At 70.8% G+C, this 18,885-nt stretch carries 21 protein-coding genes; 7 read left to right on the top strand and 14 right to left on the bottom strand.

What is annotated here, in order from left to right:
- Window positions 1-16 precede the first annotated feature (16 nt).
- The 6 genes from V2W30_RS24375 to V2W30_RS24400 all read right to left on the bottom strand — a co-directional run bounded on the left by V2W30_RS24375 (window position 17) and on the right by V2W30_RS24400 (window position 4,487).
- Window positions 17-1,213, bottom strand: coding sequence for a D-alanyl-D-alanine carboxypeptidase family protein (locus tag V2W30_RS24375; protein WP_338699736.1), 1,197 nt, complete (start codon window positions 1,211-1,213; stop codon window positions 17-19).
- Window positions 1,214-1,335: 122 nt separating this feature from the next.
- Window positions 1,336-1,977, bottom strand: coding sequence for a TetR family transcriptional regulator (locus V2W30_RS24380; protein ID WP_425244696.1), 642 nt, complete (start codon window positions 1,975-1,977; stop codon window positions 1,336-1,338).
- Window positions 1,978-2,059: 82 nt separating this feature from the next.
- On the bottom strand, window positions 2,060-2,527 hold the full coding sequence (locus tag V2W30_RS24385; protein WP_425244697.1) for a thiol-disulfide oxidoreductase DCC family protein: 468 nt from the start codon (window positions 2,525-2,527) through the stop codon (window positions 2,060-2,062).
- A gap of 63 nt (window positions 2,528-2,590) precedes the next feature.
- Window positions 2,591-2,998 (bottom strand): hypothetical protein, encoded by a 408-nt coding sequence (locus V2W30_RS24390; RefSeq protein ID WP_338699740.1) that lies wholly within the window; start codon window positions 2,996-2,998, stop codon window positions 2,591-2,593.
- Window positions 2,999-3,106: 108 nt separating this feature from the next.
- Window positions 3,107-3,517 (bottom strand): VOC family protein, encoded by a 411-nt coding sequence (locus V2W30_RS24395; protein ID WP_338699742.1) that lies wholly within the window; start codon window positions 3,515-3,517, stop codon window positions 3,107-3,109.
- 40 nt (window positions 3,518-3,557) lie between these two features.
- Window positions 3,558-4,487 (bottom strand): SMP-30/gluconolactonase/LRE family protein, encoded by a 930-nt coding sequence (locus tag V2W30_RS24400; RefSeq protein WP_338699744.1) that lies wholly within the window; start codon window positions 4,485-4,487, stop codon window positions 3,558-3,560.
- 85 nt (window positions 4,488-4,572) lie between these two features.
- On the opposite strand from V2W30_RS24400, the gene V2W30_RS24405 reads away from it, so the two are divergent.
- Window positions 4,573-5,019, top strand: a complete 447-nt coding sequence (locus V2W30_RS24405) for an Lrp/AsnC family transcriptional regulator (RefSeq protein WP_338703742.1) — start codon at window positions 4,573-4,575, stop codon at window positions 5,017-5,019.
- A gap of 44 nt (window positions 5,020-5,063) precedes the next feature.
- Entirely contained in the window at window positions 5,064-5,186 is a 123-nt protein-coding gene (locus V2W30_RS24410) for a hypothetical protein (RefSeq protein ID WP_338699746.1), read from the top strand.
- A gap of 65 nt (window positions 5,187-5,251) precedes the next feature.
- Here the strand turns inward: V2W30_RS24410 and V2W30_RS24415 are convergent, their stop codons facing one another.
- The 5 genes from V2W30_RS24415 to V2W30_RS24435 all read right to left on the bottom strand — a co-directional run bounded on the left by V2W30_RS24415 (window position 5,252) and on the right by V2W30_RS24435 (window position 9,467).
- Window positions 5,252-6,028, bottom strand: a complete 777-nt coding sequence (locus V2W30_RS24415; protein WP_338699748.1) for a succinate dehydrogenase iron-sulfur subunit — start codon at window positions 6,026-6,028, stop codon at window positions 5,252-5,254.
- The gene (sdhA, locus tag V2W30_RS24420) at window positions 6,028-7,782 is read right to left on the bottom strand and encodes a succinate dehydrogenase flavoprotein subunit (RefSeq protein ID WP_338699750.1); all 1,755 of its coding nucleotides are present in this window, start codon (window positions 7,780-7,782) and stop codon (window positions 6,028-6,030) included. Before sdhA ends, V2W30_RS24415 begins: the two co-directional genes overlap by 1 nt.
- Window positions 7,783-7,801: 19 nt before the next feature.
- Window positions 7,802-8,296: a succinate dehydrogenase hydrophobic membrane anchor subunit gene (locus tag V2W30_RS24425; protein ID WP_338699752.1), complete on the bottom strand. Its 495-nt coding sequence runs from the start codon at window positions 8,294-8,296 to the stop codon at window positions 7,802-7,804.
- An 8-nt stretch (window positions 8,297-8,304) separates the two neighbouring features.
- Entirely contained in the window at window positions 8,305-8,685 is a 381-nt protein-coding gene (gene sdhC / locus V2W30_RS24430; protein ID WP_111663982.1) for a succinate dehydrogenase, cytochrome b556 subunit, read from the bottom strand.
- Window positions 8,686-8,855: 170 nt separating this feature from the next.
- Window positions 8,856-9,467 (bottom strand): 2-oxo-4-hydroxy-4-carboxy-5-ureidoimidazoline decarboxylase, encoded by a 612-nt coding sequence (locus V2W30_RS24435; protein ID WP_425244698.1) that lies wholly within the window; start codon window positions 9,465-9,467, stop codon window positions 8,856-8,858.
- A 252-nt stretch (window positions 9,468-9,719) separates the two neighbouring features.
- Between V2W30_RS24435 and V2W30_RS24440 the strand changes: the two genes are divergently transcribed.
- The 5 genes from V2W30_RS24440 (at window position 9,720) to V2W30_RS24460 (ending at window position 14,214) form a co-directional block, all read left to right on the top strand.
- Window positions 9,720-11,324 (top strand): glycoside hydrolase family 20 protein, encoded by a 1,605-nt coding sequence (locus V2W30_RS24440; RefSeq protein ID WP_338699755.1) that lies wholly within the window; start codon window positions 9,720-9,722, stop codon window positions 11,322-11,324.
- 107 nt (window positions 11,325-11,431) lie between these two features.
- Window positions 11,432-12,280 carry a DUF4328 domain-containing protein gene (locus tag V2W30_RS24445; RefSeq protein WP_338699756.1) on the top strand — a complete coding sequence of 283 codons (849 nt, stop codon included), beginning with the start codon at window positions 11,432-11,434 and terminating at the stop codon, window positions 12,278-12,280.
- Between the two features lie 102 nt (window positions 12,281-12,382).
- Window positions 12,383-12,895: a hypothetical protein gene (locus V2W30_RS24450; protein ID WP_338699758.1), complete on the top strand. Its 513-nt coding sequence runs from the start codon at window positions 12,383-12,385 to the stop codon at window positions 12,893-12,895.
- A gap of 105 nt (window positions 12,896-13,000) precedes the next feature.
- Window positions 13,001-13,549: a hypothetical protein gene (locus V2W30_RS24455; RefSeq protein WP_338699760.1), complete on the top strand. Its 549-nt coding sequence runs from the start codon at window positions 13,001-13,003 to the stop codon at window positions 13,547-13,549.
- Window positions 13,550-13,557: 8 nt separating this feature from the next.
- Entirely contained in the window at window positions 13,558-14,214 is a 657-nt protein-coding gene (locus V2W30_RS24460; protein ID WP_338699762.1) for a hypothetical protein, read from the top strand.
- A gap of 214 nt (window positions 14,215-14,428) precedes the next feature.
- On the opposite strand, the gene V2W30_RS24465 is transcribed toward V2W30_RS24460, so the two are convergent.
- From V2W30_RS24465 to V2W30_RS24475, 3 genes are all read right to left on the bottom strand, one after another.
- The gene (locus V2W30_RS24465; RefSeq protein ID WP_425244589.1) at window positions 14,429-17,161 is read right to left on the bottom strand and encodes an FG-GAP-like repeat-containing protein; all 2,733 of its coding nucleotides are present in this window, start codon (window positions 17,159-17,161) and stop codon (window positions 14,429-14,431) included.
- A gap of 178 nt (window positions 17,162-17,339) precedes the next feature.
- Window positions 17,340-17,852, bottom strand: a complete 513-nt coding sequence (locus tag V2W30_RS24470; RefSeq protein ID WP_338699766.1) for a hypothetical protein — start codon at window positions 17,850-17,852, stop codon at window positions 17,340-17,342.
- Window positions 17,853-18,368: 516 nt separating this feature from the next.
- A complete protein-coding gene (locus V2W30_RS24475; protein ID WP_338699768.1) occupies window positions 18,369-18,884 on the bottom strand; it encodes a hypothetical protein in 516 nt (171 codons plus the stop codon).
- Between the last annotated feature and the right edge of the window lies 1 nt (window position 18,885).

Raw genomic sequence — 18,885 nt, forward strand, 5'->3', positions numbered from 1 at the left:
CCTCAAAGACGGCCCCTCAAAGACAGCCGCCCAAAGGCACCCGCTCAGGCCCGGCGCCGCCCCTTGGGGCGAGCCCGCCGCCGCAGCGCCAGCAGGCTCCCGCCCGCCACCGCCGCGAGCGCCGCGGACCCGCCGAACGCCCATCCGTCCCCGCCGCCGGAGGACACCGCGGCGGCCGGCGCCCCGCCGCCGGTGACGCCGACGCCGACGCCGCCGAGGACGACGACGCGGGCCGCTCGCTCAGCGGCGTGACCAGTTCGCCGACCGCGCTCACCTTGTCGCCCGCGGCGAAGCCCCAGTCGAGCAGGGCCGCCGTCTCCTCGTACACCGCCTCGTACCCGGACTTCGGGTGCATCACGGTGACCAGGAGGGTGCGGCCGTCGCGGGTCGCGGCGCCGGTGAAGGTGTTGCCCGCGTGCGAGGTGTAGCCGTTCTTGACGCCGATGAGGCCCTGGTACGCGGCGACGCCCTGGCCGGTGAGCAGGCGGTCGGTGTTCTGGATCTGGAACGTCTTGCCGCCGCCCGCGGGAAAGTCGGCGGTCCTCGTGGCGCAGTAGCCGCGGAAGTCGCTGTTCTTCAGGCCCGCGCGGGCGAAGAGCGTCAGGTCGTACGCGGAGGAGACCTGCCCCTTGTGGTCGAAGCCGTCCGGGCTGACGACGTGCGTGTCGTTCGCCTGGAGGTCCTTCGCGCGGGCCTGCATCGCGGCGACCGTCTTGCCCACGCCGCCGTACATCGAGGCGAGGACGTGCACCGCGTCGTTCCCGGACCGCAGGAAGACGCCCTGCCACAGCTGGTGGACGGTGTACGTGGTGCCGGCCTGGATGCCGACGAGACTGGAGCCGTACGGGATTCCGGCCAGGTCGGCGGCCGTCACCTTGTGCTTCAGGTCGTGCGCGAACTCCGGCAGGACCGTGTCGGCGAACAGCATCTTCAGCGTCGAGGCGGGCGGCAGCGCGCGGTGCGCGCCGAACGACGCGAGCACCTCGCCGGTGTCGTTGTCGGCGACGAGCCAGGCCTTCGCGGCGAGCTTCGGCAGCTTCGGCGCCCCGGCCGCGCGGCGCACCTGCACCCCGGGAGCGGCGAGGCGCGACCCCCCGACGGCCGAGGCCGCTGACGCCGACTGCGCGGGCAGGGCGAGGGTGGCGGCCGTACCGAGGCCGATGCCGAGGGCGGTACGGCGGCTGAACTGCTGTGACGAGGCTGTGCCGGGCATCCCGCGAACGTACCGGTCAAAGCTGAGGTAAAGGTAAGAGGGGTCCTCCGCTCCCCTTCCGCGGCCCCGGATCACACGGAGGCGTCCCGGTGATCCCGCGGAGGCGATCGCGCCCGCCGGCGCTACGCCTTCGTCCCCGCCACCCGCTGCGTCATCCCCGGCAGGAAGTCGATGAAGAGCTCGTGCACCTCCAGGACGAGCGGCCGCAGCACCCGGAAGCGGGCGAGCGCCACGCCCCGGGTGGTGAGCGCGGCGCCGCGCTCGGCGAGCCGGCGGCTGCGCTCGCGTCCCTCCGACGAGTCGAAGACCCAGTACAGGACGAGCCCCATCTGCGAGAGCCACATCAACTCGGGGAGGATCTCGGCCAGTTCGGCCGGGACCTTCGCCTTCGATCCGGCGAGCACCTCGCGGTGCAGTCCGATGGCGACCTCCCGCGCGCCCTCCGACTCCTGCGAGAACGGGCTGAGCGGCGAGTCCGGGTCGGCCGCGTTCTTGAAGAACTGCGCCGCGAACTCGTGGTACGGCTCCGCGATCTCCAGCCACGCCTTCAGCACACCGGCGAGCCGCGTCTGGAGATCGGTCTCCGTGTCGAGGACGGACCGGACCGCCGCCAGGTGCTCGGCGGTGATCCGGTCGTAGAACCCCTGGATGAGGTGTTCCTTGCCCGCGAAGTAGTAGTACGCGTTGCCGACCGAGACCCCCGCCTCCTGGGCGATGGCCCGCATGGTGGTCTTGTCGTAGCCCCGCTCCCGGAACAACCGCATCGCGGTCTCCAGGATCAGCGCGCGCGTCTGCTCGCTCTTCGCGCCCTTGCCCTCGGCTTTCTCTGCTGCCACGGCCCCGAGCCTAATCGGCCGGGCGGCAGTCGCTGTCACAGGCGGCCGGTTCGTCCCGGGGGCCCTCGTAGTGCCAGCCGTCCTCGCGGTCGTACGTCCACCCGTCCTGGCGCCGGTACGGGGCGCCGCCCCAGGCCTGTTCCTCCCAGCGCGCCGTCCGGTACTTGGCGGCGGTGAGGACGACCCGCTTGGCGATCCTCATCCCGGCGGGGGTGGCCATCCGGTGGGCGGTGGCCCGGTGGTCGCGCAGCGCCCACATGCAGGCGATCCAGGCGGCGGGGCCCCGGTAGACCTGCCCGCCGTCCGCGATCACCGTGATGTCGCTGAGCGTGGCGGCGTGGTCGAGGCCGGGGAAGAGCTCCCGGGCCCGGGAGTGCCCGGCGGGCACCAGGTCGAGCGGCACCAGTTGGCGCTGCTTCACCAGCCAGTCCCTCAGGTGCGTGCAGAGCGGGCACTCGGCGTCGTACAGCACGGTCAGCCGGCGGACCGGGGCGTCCCCCGGGCGCCCCGGTCCACCACGTCCCCGTGCTGCCCGCCGCGGTCACGCCCGGGCCGCCGGAGCGGCCCATCCCTGCGGCGGGACCGGCGGCTGCTGCTCGCGGTCCATGACGCCGCGCCGCCGGATCTTGTTGAGGACGTACACGTTCCCCAGGTGCATCCCGCCGAGCACGAGGAGGACGACGCCGAGCTTGGTCGACAGGGCCTCGAAGACCTCGCGGGTGGTCGCGATGTCCTCGTCCCCGCTCAGGTAGAGGGCGACGAACCCGAGGTTGACCAGGTAGAAGCCCACCACCAGAAGGTGGTTCACGGCGTCGGCGAGCTTCTCGTTCCCGTGCAGCACGTCGGCCAGGAAGATCCGGCCGTTGCGGCTCAGGGTGCGCGCCACCCAGATGGTCAGCCCGATGCTGACGACGAGGTAGACGACGTATGCGACGACTGTGAGGTCCATGCCCCACCCTCCTTGAACGCGTTCAAAAACGCTGACAGGCATGAATGTAGACCTGTTTTTGAACACGTTCAAGCGAGAGTCGTCGTACGTGACGTGGGTCTCAGAGGGTCAACTGCGGGCCAGCTCGGGCCGCTTGAGGTAGTCGGTGAACCCGACGACGTTGCCCCACGGGTCGGCGATCTCCACGACGTACCCGGTGGAGGTGGAGAAGGGGGCGTCGAGCGGCTCGATGCCCGCGGCGCAGAGTCGGTCGGCGGCGGCGCGGGCGTCGGGGACCTCGAGCCACAGCCGGGCCGACGGCCACGACGGAGGCCGGTGTCCGAAGCCCTCCTCGGCGCGCAGCAGCAGCCCCGGTGTCTCCTTGCCGACGCCGAGCAGGGCGATCCCCGCCTCGTCCAGCCGGAACTTCACGGGGAATCCGGCGCGCTCGTAGAAGGCGACGGCCTCGGGCAGGTCGCCGACCGGCAGCAGGGTGTTGTCGAAGCCGAGGATCTGAAGATCGGGCGTCTCAAGTGACATACCGTCAGATTAGCCATGCATCGGGCAAACACCCCTCATGTCATCGGCGGCGAATGCGTGGCGCTCCGGTGACGGCCGTCATCAGGCAGTACAGGGAGGTCGACGCGGCGAGGAACATGATGTTGTTCCGGGGGCCGCCGAACGCGATGTTGGCGACGGGTTCCGGGGTGAGCAGCCGCCCGATCAGCGTGCCGTCGGGGTCGTAGCAGTGCACGCCGCCCGCCATGGCCGCCGCCCACAGCCGCCCTCCGTCGTCGAACCGGATGTTGTCGAACCGCCCGAGCCCCTCGCGTGTCTCGGCGAAGACCTTGCCGTCGGACAGCGTCCCGTCGTCCCGTACGTCGAAGACGCGGATCGCGCCCGCGCGCGTGTCGGAGACGTACAGCCGGCTCTCGTCCGGCGAGAGGACGAGCCCGTTCGGCGCCCCGAACCCGTCGGCGGCGAGCGTCACTTCACCGCTGCCGGGGTCGATCCGGTACACGTGGTTGGCGCCGATCTCGGACTCGGCGCGGAACCCCTCGTAGTCGCTGGTGATCCCGAAGTCGGGGTCGGAGAACCACACCGTGCCGTCGGACCCCACCACGGCGTCGTTCGGGCTGTTGAGCCGCTTGCCCCGCCAGCGGTCGGCGAGCACGGTGAGCGTTCCGTCGTGCTCGGTCCGGGTCACGCGCCGGTTGCCCTGCTCGCAGTGGATCAGCCGGCCCTCGCGGTCCACGGTGTTGCCGTTGACGTGCCCGGCGGGGGAGCGGAAGACGCTCACGACGCCGTTGGTCTCGTCCCAGCGCAGCAGCCGGTCGTTCGGGATGTCGCTCCAGATGACCTGCCGCCAGGCCGGCAGGTAGACGGGCCCCTCGGCCCAGCGCCCGCCGGTGTGCAGGACCTCGAAGAAGTCATCGCCGTTGGCGCACCGTCCGGTGCGGAAGCGCTCGTCCAGGATGTCGTACGAGACGGGGACACGCTCTGTGGACACAGTCATCCTCCAAGGCCGCAAGGCAGAATCTCGTTCAGCTGTGCTCGACTATGGCAGAACGAGATACGGTTACGCCATGGAGATCGTGGACGACATCGACCGGAAGCTGATCGCCGCGCTGCAACGCGACGCGACCACCGCCTACGCCACGCTCGGCAAGGAGGTCGGCCTCTCGGCGGGCGCCGCCCACGAGCGCGTACGGAAGCTGCGCGAGCGCGGTGTGATCCGTCGGACGACCGTGGACGTGGACCCGGCCGCGCTCGGCCAGGGCGTCCTCGCGTACGTGATGGTCGACTCCTCGGCCTGGATGGGCGACTCGGCGGCGGCCTTCGCGGCGATCCCCGAACTCGTCGAGGCCCACGTCATCGCGGGCAGCGCCTCGGTCCTCGTCAAGGTCAGGGCGGCGACGACCGAGCGGCTCCAGGACGTGCTGCGACGGCTCTACGGGATCGAGGGCGTGAGCGGCACGCAGGCGACGGTGGTGCTGGAGACGTTCTTCGAGCGCGGGGTGGCCGCGGATCTCACCGGCTGATTGTCAGTGCCGGGTCCTACTGTCCTCGGCATGGCAACGGTGACGTGCGTCGCTGTCTGCCCTTCGAGGGCGACCGTACCCTCGCCGTCGTGCTCAGCAAGGCGCTGATGCTCGCCGACGACACGAAGATCACCGACCCGACGATCCTCAGCCAGATACGCCGGTGAAACGGGCGCGGGCCCCGCTCCCGTGAAGGAGCGGGGCCCGCGGCCCGGCAGTGCGATCGTGCGGGTCAGTAGCGGCGCGTGATGAGCGCGCGCTTCACTTCCTGGATCGCCTTCGTGACCTCGATGCCACGCGGGCACGCGTCCGTGCAGTTGAAGGTCGTGCGGCAGCGCCACACACCGTCACGGTCGTTGAGGATCTCCAGGCGCTGCTCCCCGGCCTCGTCACGCGAGTCGAAGATGAAGCGGTGGGCGTTCACGATGGCGGCCGGACCGAAGTACTGGCCGTCGTTCCAGAACACCGGGCACGACGACGTGCACGCCGCGCACAGGATGCACTTGGTCGTGTCGTCGAAGCGCTCGCGGTCCTCGGCGGACTGCAGACGCTCGCGCGTCGGCTCGTTGCCCTTCGTCACCAGGAACGGCATGACGTCGCGGTACGCCTGGAAGAACGGGTCCATGTCCACGACCAGGTCCTTCAGGACCGTCAGGCCCTTGATGGCCTCGACCGTGATCGGCTTCTCCGGGCTGAGGTCCTTGATGAGCGTCTTGCAGGCAAGGCGGTTCTTGCCGTTGATGCGCATCGCGTCGGACCCGCAGATGCCGTGCGCGCAGGAGCGGCGGAAGGTCAGCGAGCCGTCCTGGTCCCACTTGATCTTGTGAAGGGCGTCGAGGACACGCTCCTTCGGGTCGATCTCCAGCTGGAAGTCTTCCCAGGTGGACTCGGCCGAGATCTCCGGGTTGAACCGGCGGATCCGGAAGGTGACGGTGATGTACGGGGAGTCGGCGAACCCGGGCTCGGCCTGGCCGGCCGCCTCCGCCTTGTCCATGATCGGGGTTGCCATCAGTACTTACGCTCCATCGGCTGGTAGCGGGTCTGGACGACCGGCTTGTAGTCGAGACGGATGGACTCGCTGCCGTCGTCGCCGACCTCGCGGTACGCCATGGTGTGGCGCATGAAGTTGACGTCGTCGCGGTTCGGGAAGTCCTCGCGGTAGTGACCGCCGCGGGACTCCTTGCGCGCCAGCGCGGAGGTCGCCATGACCTCGGCGAGGTCGAGCAGGTTGCCCAGCTCGATGGCCTCGAGGAGGTCCGTGTTGAACCGCTTGCCCTTGTCCTGGATCGCCACGTTCCGGTACCGCTCGCGCAGTTCGGCGATCTTCTCGACGGCCGTCTTGATCGTCTGCTCGGTGCGGAACACCATCACGTTGGCGTCCATGCACTCCTGCAGCTCGTTGCGGATCACCGCGACGCGCTCGGTGCCCGTGGAGTTCCGCAGGTGCTCGACGAGCTCCTCGACCATGGACGCCGGGTTCTCCGGGAGGTCGACGAAGTCGGTCGTGTGGGAGTACTCGGCGGCCGCGATACCGGCCCGCTTGCCGAAGACGTTGATGTCGAGCAGCGAGTTGGTGCCGAGGCGGTTGGCGCCGTGCACGGAGACGCACGCGACCTCACCGGCGGCGTACAGGCCGGGGACGACGGTGGTGTTGTCCGCGAGGACCTCACCCTCGACGTTCGTCGGGATGCCGCCCATGGCGTAGTGCGCGGTCGGCTGGATCGGGATCGGGTCCGTGTAGGGCTCGATGCCGAGGTACGTGCGCGCGAACTCGGTGATGTCCGGGAGCTTGGCGTCGAGCTGCTCCGGCGGCAGGTGCGTGAGGTCGAGGTAGACGTGGTCGCCCTCGGGACCGCAGCCGCGGCCCTCACGGATCTCCGTGTAGATGGAGCGGGACACGACGTCACGGGACGCGAGGTCCTTCATGACCGGCGCGTACTTCTCCATGAAGCGCTCGCCGTCCTTGTTACGGAGGATGCCGCCCTCACCGCGGGCGCCTTCCGTCAGGAGGATGCCCATGCGCCAGATGCCGGTCGGGTGGAACTGGAAGAACTCCATGTCCTCCAGCGGGATCCCGCGCCGGTAACAGGCGGCCTGGCCGTCGCCGGTCAGCGTGTGCGCGTTCGACGTCACCTTGAAGAACTTGCCGGTGCCGCCGGAGGCGTAGATGACCGCCTTGGCCTGGAAGACGTGGATCTCGCCGGTGGCCAGCTCGTACGCGACGACGCCCGCCGACTTCTTGACGCCGTCCTCCTCGACGATCAGCTGGTCGAGGACGTAGAACTCGTTGAAGAACTCCACGCCCTCCTTGACGCAGTTCTGGTACAGCGTCTGGAGGATCATGTGGCCCGTGCGGTCCGCGGCGTAGCAGGACCGGCGGACCGGCGCCTCGCCGTGGTTACGGGAGTGACCGCCGAAGCGGCGCTGGTCGATGGTGCCGTCCGGCGTGCGGTTGAACGGCAGGCCCATCTTCTCCAGGTCGAGGACCGAGTCGATGGCCTCCTTCGCCAGGATCTCGGCGGCGTCCTGGTCGACCAGGTAGTCGCCGCCCTTGATCGTGTCGAAGGTGTGCCACTCCCAGTTGTCCTCCTCCACGTTGGCCAGCGCGGCGGCCATGCCGCCCTGCGCGGCGCCCGTGTGGGAGCGGGTGGGGTAGAGCTTGGTCAGCACGGCGGTGCGGCTGCGCTTGGTCGACTCGATGGCCGCGCGCATGCCCGCGCCACCGGCGCCGACGATGACGGTGTCGTACTTGTGAATCTTCACGGGTTCGCTCGCCTCGGCTTTAACGGATGTTCGGGTCGAAGGTGAAGATCACCAGCGTGCCCAGCAGGACGGTGAAGACCGTCGCGGCGTACAGCAGGCCCTTCAGCCACAGGCGGGTCTGGGGGCGCTCTGCGTAGTCGTTGATGACCGTGCGCAGGCCGTTGGCGCCGTGCAGCATCGCGAGCCACAGCATCAGCAGGTCCCAGCCCTGCCAGAACGGGGACGCCCAGCGGCCCGCGACGAACGCGAAGCCGATCTTGGAGACGCCGCCGTCGAGGACGAGCTGGATCAGCAGGTGGCCGAGGACGAGAACGACCAGGACGACACCGGACAGGCGCATGAAGAGCCACGCGGCCATCTCGAAGTTGCCGCGGCTGCCCTTGCCGGTCTTCGAGGTGCGCTTGCGCGGCGCCTCGATGTACGGGGCCGGGTTGTCGACGTCGTAGAGCGGGGCGCCCTCGACGGGACCGACGCCGGACGTGCCGTCCGTCTTGGTGAGGGTGGTGTCAGACATGTCTGGCCTCAGCTCCCGAAGAGTTCACGGACGGCGTGGCCGAGGACGGGGTACAGGGCCCCGACCATCAGGACGACCCAGATGCCCACGACGGTCCAGAGCATCTGCTTCTGGTAGCGCGGGCCCTTCGACCAGAAGTCGACGGCGATGACACGCAGACCGTTGAGCGCGTGGAAGAGGATGGCGGCGACGAGGCCGTACTCCAGCAGCGCGACGATCGGCGTCTTGTAGGTGGAGACAACATCGTCGTACGCCTCGGGAGAGACGCGGACGAGAGCGGTGTCCAGGACGTGCACGAACAGGAAGAAGAAAATGAGGACACCGGTGACTCGATGAGCCACCCACGACCACATGCCTTCCCGGCCGCGGTACAGCGTTCCAGCCGGCACGGAAGAACCCTCCGGGAGCGGGGACTAGGGCCGCGCCGCCACGCCGCCAGGCATTTGGATGCAGCGGTGTCGGTCGGGCCAGCCGGGTACGGTCCACCGGCCGCTCGTCATCGTATCGACGAGTTGTCGGCTCGCTTGCCCGGGGGCCTCCGGTGTGATCAAACAGGCAATCAAACAGGCACGTACGGGCTATTGGTGGCGCTTTGCTGCCGTGCCGTGTCCGGGCTCTCGGACCGGACGATCGGGAGATTGCGGACAAGCCGCGCAATCCGGCCCCGGGCGAGTCGCCGCAGTTCCTCCGCGGCGAGCACCCGCTCCTCTTCCCTGTCGTTGCCGAGGCGGTCGCGCAGACCGGCCAGCAGGTGGTCGAGGGCCTCGCCGGGGGCGATGTGGTCGAGGCAGATCACGAAGGGGTGCCCGAAGCGGTCCTCGTACGCCGCGTGCGCCGCGGCGAGCGCGGTGTACGCGGCCGTGTACCCGGCGGCGTCCGGAGGCAGCGGCAGATCTTCGCAGGCCAGGGCCTCGGCGACGTCGGCGGGCGCCAGGTCGTACGCCGCCTCGTCGGACGCGGCGAGCAGCGCGTCGAGGTCCGGGTAGGGGCGGTGCGCGGCGATCCGGTGCGCCCACGCGCGGCTGCCGCAGCAGTCGAGGAGCAGGTCTTCGGCGGTGGCCTGCGGCAGCGCGTTGAGATGAGTGAGGCCCCCGTGCGGCCCGTGCGGTGTGACCTGCGCCGGTATGGGCAGGCGGCCGGGTACGTGAGGGGGGCGGTGCGGCGCGCGCAGGGGTGCCTCCGGCGGCGGGCGGGATGGTGAGTGTTGTCCGTAACGCTATCGAGGGGTGATTGCGAGTGTCCGACGGATGCGCGAATTTCACCCGGACGGGAGAGTTTGGCGGCGTCGGATGGACGGTGCGGTCTCACGGCGTGCCGCGTGCTGTTGTGTGGACGCGTGCCGGCGTGGCGTGGTCGCGCGCGCCGTTCCCCGCGCCCTCTGGAGGGGCGACGGCTGTCCCGTCCGTGATGCAACTGGAGCGAGGTGCCTGTGGAGAAGGAGCGGAAGGTTCTGTTGGGCGGGGCCGCGGTGGTCGCCGCCGGGGCCGTCGTACTGACGGCCGCGCTGTGGCCCGACGGTGACAGCGGCTCCTTGGGGCAGGCGCCCTCCGACGGGAAGTCCGGGGCGTCCCGCTCGTCCTCGCCGTCGCCCACCCGGTCCTACCCGCTGTCCTCGCCCCCGCGCACGATCCCCGCCGTACGCGACTTCACCCCGGCGCGCGGGCCCGGCTGGAAGCCGGACGGGGGGAAGGTCGTCGTACGGGACGAGACGCTGGCCGAGGAGGGGCGGCTCGTCGCCGACGAGCTGGGGCTCACCTATGAAGGGGAGAGCGGGGACGCCGGACCCGGTGACGTGGAGCTGGCGCTGGGCGGGGCGCGCGGGTCGGGCCCGGAGTCGTACCGGATGACCGTGCGGGACGGGCTGGTGCGGATCGTCGGGCCGAGCGACACCGGCGTCTTCTACGGGACGCGCACCCTCAAGCAGGAGGTGCACGGCGGCGCCACCGCGCCCGAGGGGGTCGTCGACGACGAGCCGGCCAAGCCGCAGCGCGGGTTCAACCTCGACATCGCCCGCAAGCACTTCACGGCCGGCTGGATCAAGGACCGGATCCGGGAGATCGGTGACCTGAAGTTCAACCAGATCGGACTGCACTTCTCCGACGACCAGGCCTTCCGGATCGCGTCCGACTCGCACCCCGAGATCGTCTCCGCCGACCACCTCACCAAGGCGCAGGTCCGCGAGATCCTCTCGCTCGCCGCCGAGCGGCACATCACCGTCGTGCCGGAGATCGACTCGCCGGGGCACCTCGGCGCCGTCATCAAGGCCCACCCGGACCTCCAGCTGCGCGACGCGGGCGGGGTGCCCGCGCGCGGCGCCGTCGACATCTCCGAGCCGGCGGCCGCGCGGATCGTCGACGACCTCCTGAAGGAGTACGCGCAGCTGTTCAAGGGCGCGTACTGGCACCTGGGCGCCGACGAGTACCGGGCGCTGATGAAGACGAACCCGGAGGCGTCCTATCCGCAGCTCGCCGCCGCGGCGCGGCAGAAGTACGGGGCGAACGCGCGCGTGCAGGACCTCGCCGAGGGGTGGCTGAACGACCGGGCGAGGACCATGGCCCCGTACGACCGGAAGCTGAAGGCCTGGAACGACGGGTTCTTCACCGGGGGTGTCGTCGAGGCGGACAAGGACATCGAGGTCGCGTACTGGACCGGCAAGGAGATCGGGGCGAGGGAGCCGGTCTCGTATCTGAGCGCCGGGCGCAGGCTGACGAACTACAACGACGAGTACCTGTACTACGTCCTCGGCCAGCCGAACACCTTCGTCTACCCGACCGGGCAGCGGATCTACGAGAGCTGGACGCCGCTCGTCGTGCGCGGGACGACGCCGGTGCCCGCGAAGTACGACGACCAGATTCTCGGCGGGACCTTCGCCGTCTGGTGCGATCTCGCGCAGTCCCAGACGCAGGCGCAGGTCGCGCAGGGCATCCGGATGCCGCTGCGGGCGACGGTGCAGAAGCTGTGGGATCCGGAGAAGCCGGAGCTGAGCTGGCCGCAGTTCGTCGATCTGGCGGCGAAGTTGAGCGGCTGACCTGCGAATTCGGCTGGACAGCGGGGCCTGTGGAGCCATATGTTCCGCAGGCCGCGCGGCCGGGGGGCCGGAACATTCGCGGCGTTCCCTGGGGAGGGTGCGCAGCCGTGCTGTGCAGAAAATGCGGGAAGAGTCATGCGCTGGTCGAGGACGGGCTGTGCGCGGCGTGCGCCGACGCGGCGTTCGCGGCGCTGAAGGCCGCCCCCGGTTCACGGAAGGACGAGGGGGAGCGGCCGTTGCCGCCGCCGCTGCCGTCGGCGCCGTACGATCCGACGGCCCGGTTCTCGCTGCTGCGCTCGCCGAACGGGTTCGCGACCGCCGCCGTCGTGCTGCTGTGCCTGGTGATCGTGGCCGATCTGGGGTCGGTGGCCGCGGGTGTCGCCGAGTACCGGTTCGCGTCGGACCTGGCGTCCGGTGACTGGTCCGGGTTCAGCGAGTCCGACCTGGACCGGGTCGACGATCTGTACACGCTCGCGGGGCGCGCCCAGATGCTGACGCTGGTCGCCGCGGCGATCGGCTTCATCGCCTGGTTCCTGCGGGTGCGGGACAACGCCCACGCCCTCGCGCCGTTCGGACAGAGCAAGGCGCGAGCCTGGGCGATCTTCGGGTTCTTCGTGCCGGTCGTGTGCCTCTGGTTCCCGCGCCGGATCGCGCACGACACCTGGCAGGCGAGCGCCGACGGGCTCGACTTCTCCCGCAAGGAGGCGCGGGTCGGGTCGATCGACCGGTGGTGGTTCCTGTGGCTGCTCAACCTGCTCCTGGGCTGGACGGCGAACAGAAGCTACAACGACGCCGAGTCCATCGACGCGATCAAGTCGGCGACGGGCGCACTGATCTTCAGCGACGCCGTGGACATCGTGAGCGCCGTCGCCGCGATCCTCTTCGTACGGGCCCTGACCCGGTTGCAGAACCTGCGGGTCCTGGGCCGTCCGACGATGGATGCCAGGGCCGCCTAGTTTGCGTTTCGGGTGGCGAAGTCCCGTATGCCTGTGGTGTATTCGGCTCGAGCCGCATCGAACAGAGCTGTACGAGGCAGTACCGGGGACGGGGGCACGGGTATGGGCTACTGGGGCTATTACGTGGTGGCCAGAAGCGGGCGTCCGCTGAAGGAGCTCGAATCCCTGGCCGGGGTCAGGGACGAGATGACGCTCCTGGAGGAGCGGGCCGACGACTGGCAGGTGTGGGAGTGCCCCGGCGGCGGCGGTGAGCCGACGCCGGACGTCGGGAGCATGAACGCCCTGGCGGCGGAGACCGGCGCGCCCGCGCTGTTCGCGTACGTGATGGACAGCCGGTGCGCCGTCGTCGAGGCGGCGGCGCCGCAGAGCGGGGCGTGGACGACGTGTCTGGGCCGGGCCGCGATGGGCCAGTACATCGGCGGCGGCGAGCTCTCCCTGGAGGACTACTTCCTGCCGCCGGACGACGCGGCGGGGCACGCCGTCGCGTGGGCCGCGGAAGGCGGGCTGACGGTGGCGGAGCAGCCGATCCTCGACGTGCTCGGGGCGGAGGCGCAGCCGTCGGCGGAGGAGCTGTTCTTCCGGTTCCTGGACCGGCTCGGCGTGACGTCCCGGTGACGCCCGCCGCACCGGCGCCTGTGACGTTCCCGGCAGCCGTGGCGCTGTAAGTCCCGGAGTCCCCAAGGGGAATTGTCGGGTCCGGGTCCGGGAGGCGTACGTCCAATGAGCCTGGTGGAACTGATCGCGCAGGCCGACGAACGGGTTCTCGCGGCGAGCGGGCTCGGCTGCCTCGACCGGTGCGTCCCGCTGCTCGGCGCCGACGACGACGTGCTGCGCCCGCTGTGGGCCAGCCTCGCCGACGACGGTGCCGCGTGGGCCGAGCGGCTCGCCGACGCGCGCCGCACCCTCGCAGGGGCCACGGCGGACGGCGAGGCGGCCGAGCTGGTGCGCCGCATGCTGGGCGCCGCCCCCGACCGCGCCGCCGCCGAGGAGTGGCGCGGCTGGGCCGACGCCTGCTCGGTGGCCGCGCTCCAGGTGCACCGGATGCTCGACACGGTCGAGGACGGCGCGTCCGGCGTCGCCGCGCGCCGCGAGGGCCGCACCGACCGCATGTCACCCCTGGTCGCGGCTGAACTCCGGCGCCAGACACGGGTGTTGGAGCTGCTCGCGAGCGGCGGCGCGGGTGGCCTGCGGCGCGCTCTCGACGTGTCCACGGAAGGACGACGGGTGCTGCGGGCCGTCGTGTCACGGCGGGCGCGGGGCCGAGGGTGACGTACGCGGTGAACCGCCCGTCGTGGCGGGCCTGGGCCGCGATCGCGGTGTGCGCGGCGGTCGTGGCCCTCGTGATGGCCCGGCCCCCGCACCCTGTGCGGACCGACCGGGCCTACTGGGCCCGGCAGTCGGGCCTCACCGTGCCGTCCGGGTGCGGCACGGGCGTCCCGGGCCGCACGGAGCCGGGCCCCGGACACACACCGCGGCTCGACATCGGCGCGTACGGCTACTACGGCCCCGACCCGCGCGCCCACGAGCCGGAGCGCTACACCGTCTCCGCACACCTCGACCCGGGGCCCACGCCGCTGGAACTGAGCGCGCTGCGCGCCGCCGTCGACGTGTACGGGCCGCACGGGCAGGGCCGCAGGGCGCGTGCCGCGGGTCTCGCGGTGCGGGTGGTCACGGGACCCGACTCCGAGCCCGTCGACCCCGCGGCCGACGGCACGTACCGCTTCACGCGCGGCGACGACCTGCACCTGGCGGTCGACCTCCCGGAGGGCGCCACCTGCCCCGGCGAGAGCCGCGGCACCCTCAACGTCTGCGATCCGCTCCTGACCAACCGGACCCAGGACTGCCCCGTCGTCCGCCTCGCGCTCACCGCCGACGGACTGCCGGGCGGACGCGCCGTGGCCGTCTCCTACGAGCCGTCCGCGCAGGACGCGTAGCGGCCGTCCGCGCACTCCCACGGGCCCGGGCCCGGCCGCCCCCTCCTGCGGTCGGGTCCGGGCCGTGGGGTGTAGTGAGTAACCCACGCGCGGGCCGCTGCGCAAGCGACGGCGCAAATCGGGCGCCCGTCCTCGGGTGTCCGGGCACGCGAAAGGGCCGCGGGGACTGGACGGCCCCCGCGGCCCTTGCCGGTCTCCCGGTCGAACTACCGCTCTACGGCGCCAGGTTGGTACCGAGACGGGCGCCCGTCGGAGTGCCGAGCTGGGTGAGGCCCACGTACTTGGACGACGACAGGCCCAGACCGCTGGAGTTGCTCGCCACGTACAGGAGCGTGCCGTTGCCCGCGTCCTCGCCCGCCGCGCCGATCACCAGGTCGGTGCGGCCGTACCCGGAGAGGTCGGCGAGGGCCACCGACGAACCGACGTTGTCGTTCGTCTCCGTGGACCCGGGGACGCCGGTCGTGTCCTGCGACACGGCGATCGAGCCGGTCCCGGTCAGGCCCGCGGAGGTGCCCTTCAGGAGCAGGGCCGTCCCCGCGTTGGAACGGTTCGTGGTGCGGGTGATGTCCTCGTTCGGGGCGCCGGTCAGGACGTCGGCGTACCCGTCGAGGTTGTAGTCGCCCACGGCGACCGAGGCGCCCATCGCGTCGCCGGACTCGGCGGCGCCCGGGACACCGGAGGTGCCCTGGTTGATGGAGATCGCGCCGGAGGTGGTCAGGCCGCCCGTGGTGGTCGCCGTCGCGACGGACCCCTTCACGTAGGTGACCTGGCCGCCGGCGGCCGCGCCGGACTCCGCGGTGTACGGCTGGCCGATGACGATGTCGTCGACGCCGTCGCCGTTGATGTCGCCGGAGGCGATGGAGCGGCCGCCCTTGACGGAGAGCGTGGCGGCCTTGCGCAGGCCGCCCTCGCCGCCCTTGTACCAGATGACGCGGCCGACGCCGGTGCCGTCACGGTAGTTGAGGGCGACGTCCGCGTAGCCGTCGCGGTTGAAGTCGCCGGACGTGGCGTCGGCGTAGGACAGGTTGGACTCGGTGTTCGTGATCATCGAGTCGCTGTCCCAGTCGTCGCCGTAGCGGGCGCTCCAGGTGCCGCCGAGGCCGGTGGACGCGGCGAACACGTCGGCCTTGCCGTCCGCGTTGAAGTCGCCGACGGCCACGGCGGAGCCGAAGCGCGCCCCGGCCAGGTCGTAGCTGCCGTCGAGGTTGACACCGACGCCGCTGGTGAACGCCGGACCGTACAGGATCGTGTAGGCACCGCGGTCCTTGTGGCCGGTCGTGTCGTCCTCGCCGGGCTGGCCGACGACGAGGTCGGTGTAGCCGTCGCCGTTGATGTCACCGGTGGCCGTGGACGCGCCGAACTCGTCGCCGCTCTCGCCCGCGCCGGGAACCCCGGTGCTGGACTGCGAGATGAGCTTCTTGCCGGTCGTGGTCGGGCCCGCCGAGCTGCCCGGGACGAGGGCGACCTGGCCGCCGCTGGAGCCCTTCGGGAGACCGGAGACGATGTCGGCGGTGGCGTCGCCGACGACGTTCTGGGAGGCGAGGGCGTGCGAGATGCCGGGGGTCGCGGCGACGGTGGCGATGCGGCTCAGCTTGGCGTAGAGGTTGTCGCCGGGGCAGAGCGTCGTGCCGGTGTCGCGGTGGCCGAAGACGCGGGGCAGGGTGACCGACTCGCCCATCGCGTACTTGTTGTCGGACACGCCCTTGTCGCCGTTCGAGGTCATCGTCACGTTGCCGACCGGGCTGACGCCGTACTGGCCGAACTTCCACGCGACGACGCGTGCGATCGCGTCCTGGCCGGCCTTGGTGGGCTTGGCCGACTGGAAGTTGCCCAGGTAGGAGATGCCGACGGTGTCCGTGTTGAACCCGTAGTCGTGGGCTCCGTGCACCGGCAGGTCCATGCCGCCGCTGCGGCCCTCGAATATCTGGCCGCAGCGGTCGACGAGGAAGTTGTAGCCGATGTCGTACCAGCCCTTGGCCATGTGCTCCTGCTGGATCGTGCGCACCCGCTCGGCCGACTTGGCGCACGGCGACGTGTTGTCGATGTCGACGCCGGTGTGGTGGATCACGGCGGCCTTGATCGTGTCGTCGTACTCCGGCGTGCCGTTGTACTGCGTGCTCGCACCCCACTGCGACTGCGTGATGATGTGCGGCTTGACGACCGTCGAGGGGCGCGCCTCCGGCACCGTCTCGGACGGCGACGGGGAGGCCGCGGCGGGCGGGGTGGTGGAGGCCGGCGCCGAGGAGGCGGGCGCGGACGACGTGGTCGTGGAGCCGGCCGGCTCGCTCGCGGCAGCGGCGGGCGCGGTGCTCGTGGTGCTGCCCGACGGCGCGGGGGTCGTGTCCTCGCCGTAGGCGGCGGGCTCTGCGGCGGCCACGCCGGCGGGACCGGTACCCGGGTCGAGGAGCTTGACGTTCATCCCGCTGGGCAGGCCGGACGCGGTGCCGTCCTCGGCGACGACGCGCACCTCGACCCCGTCGGCGTCGTCCGGGGTGGGCACGGAGGTGGTGCCGCCCAGGATCTTGGTGCGCTCGCGCTCGGCGCCGTCCGTCTCGTTCTGGTCCTTCGGCAGGCTCGTCCAGCCGCTCCACTTGCCGGTCTCGGCGTCACGCGAACGGAACTGGGCGGTGCCGTCGATCTCCGCCTTCGGGTCCTTCCAGGTGAGCATCACCGCGTCGAACACGTCCGTCGACTTCTGCGGCACGACCTTGCGGTCGCTCTTCGTCTCCATGCTCAGCGTGTGGATCGCCGCCTTGCGGTGCTCCGCTCCAGGCGTGGTGTCCACCGGGTCCGCGGCCATCGCGTACGCCGTCACGCCGGCGCCGCCCAGCACCACCGCGCCGACCGTGATCCATGCTCTCCGCTTGAGACTCAGCGGCTTGTACGCGTGTGAAACGGGCGCGTCCTGCCCCTTGCCACGCGAGTGTCGCGGGCTCAAATGCCCCACCCCTTGAAGAAGTTCACAAAAACCCCGCGTGAACCGCGGGTAGATGTTCTGTACAGCGAAGGACCGTTGAATAACGTCACTGGTTGCACAGATGTGCCGTACGTCACTGAGTGATCTCTGTCCCCGGACCTGTCGCGGAAGCGGTGCCCGCACGGCGCCGCTACCGCGGCACGCCCTCTCAGTCGTCGGCGGAGACGGAGCGGATCCCCATGCCCTCCAGCATCGCGATGAAGACCGGTTCCACGAACGGATCGGGCACCGCGGCGAGAGCCTCTGCCAGACGGTTCCCGGACGGCTCGGAACCCGCGTCCCTCGCCCAGTCCGACGCCGCGCGCACGGACTCGTCGGCCGACGGGAACCATTCCTCGACGCTCTCGCCGCTCTCGGCCATATAGGCGGTCATCGATTCCCTTCCCAAGCACGCCCGCCAGAATCCGGTCCGGATGCCGAGGGCTTCGATCACCGCGCAGTCACTGTCCATCACATAGGCACACAGGGCGGGTGCCTTGGATCGTTCGACGATCACGGACAGTTCGTCCTCGGAGATCGGGTCCTCCCGGTCGACGGCCCACACCCGCCATCCCCCGTCGACTTCCAGAAAGACGGACTCGTGCGACTCCGTGACATCGGGCAGTTGCGTACTCACCCGGTCGTCGGACTTCACAACGAGCAGAGATCCCCAGAGACCCATGTATCGCTCCTGCAATCGGGGTGGGGGCGCCCCCGACCAGGGCGTCCGGGGCGCGGCGGCCAAGTTATACCTCGGCCGCAGACGCGCCCGCGACCCTCGACACATTTCCGGAGGAACGCCTCTGCCCATACCGCTTTGACCACGGCGTGGCCTGCCGAAGCCGCCTGCCCGGAGGACCCTTGGAGGTCTTGTGGTGGAGTCCCGGTCCTTGTTGATCGAGCAGGTGATGCCGGCCGCGTACTCATCGACGTGGTCCTCCCGGGCATCAGCCATGAACGCGGCGAGCCAGTGTGATCGTCCTGGATCTCGGACTCGGCCACGGCACGGAAGTGCAGGTAGATACTCACGACGAGAATCCCTCGGCCCCGCGGCCCACCTGGCGGGCCGGACGAACAGAAGCCACTCGCCGGAACTGACAGCCGCGGGCCCTCGTGGTCGCCCGGGTCGTCCGGCGCGACCACGACATGCCGCTCCCGCCGCCCCGGCAGAGCCGGGACGGCGGGAGGCGTGCGGACCTCAGCTGTTCAGATACATCGTGCACTCCGTGCCGGTCGCGTGGACCAGGGCACCCAGCACGTCGTCCGGGCCTCCGATCCGCAGATACCGCTGGTCCTCGGTGTCGTCGGACCAGCCATGGGACCGGGCGAAGACCTGGACCGCGGCGATCTCGCCGTCCCGGGACGACGCCTTCACCAGCTTGCTCCCCGAGACGACCCCGGCCACCGCGGAACACGGCAACCGCAGCTCCGCCGCCATCGGGTACTCGTCGTCCTCGGACCACGCGTAGTACCCGATGACCCTCGCGGACCCGGGCACCGCGACCTGATGGTCACGGAAGGCCTGCTCCGCGCTCACATCCGTCGTCGGTGAGCCCGGGAAGGCATGCGGAAACCGCTCGGCCCGCTCGCTCTGTCCAGCCTGTCCGGACTGTCCGGCTCCGGCCTTCTCACTGCCGCACGCGGTCACGGTCAGCACCGACAGCAGAGCCAGCACCACCCCGGACACAGCACGTCGACGAACGTGGCGGGACATC

Origin of the sequence: Streptomyces sp. Q6 (assembly GCF_036967205.1) — a bacterium.
In the GTDB taxonomy this organism is placed as follows: domain Bacteria; phylum Actinomycetota; class Actinomycetes; order Streptomycetales; family Streptomycetaceae; genus Streptomyces; species Streptomyces citrinus.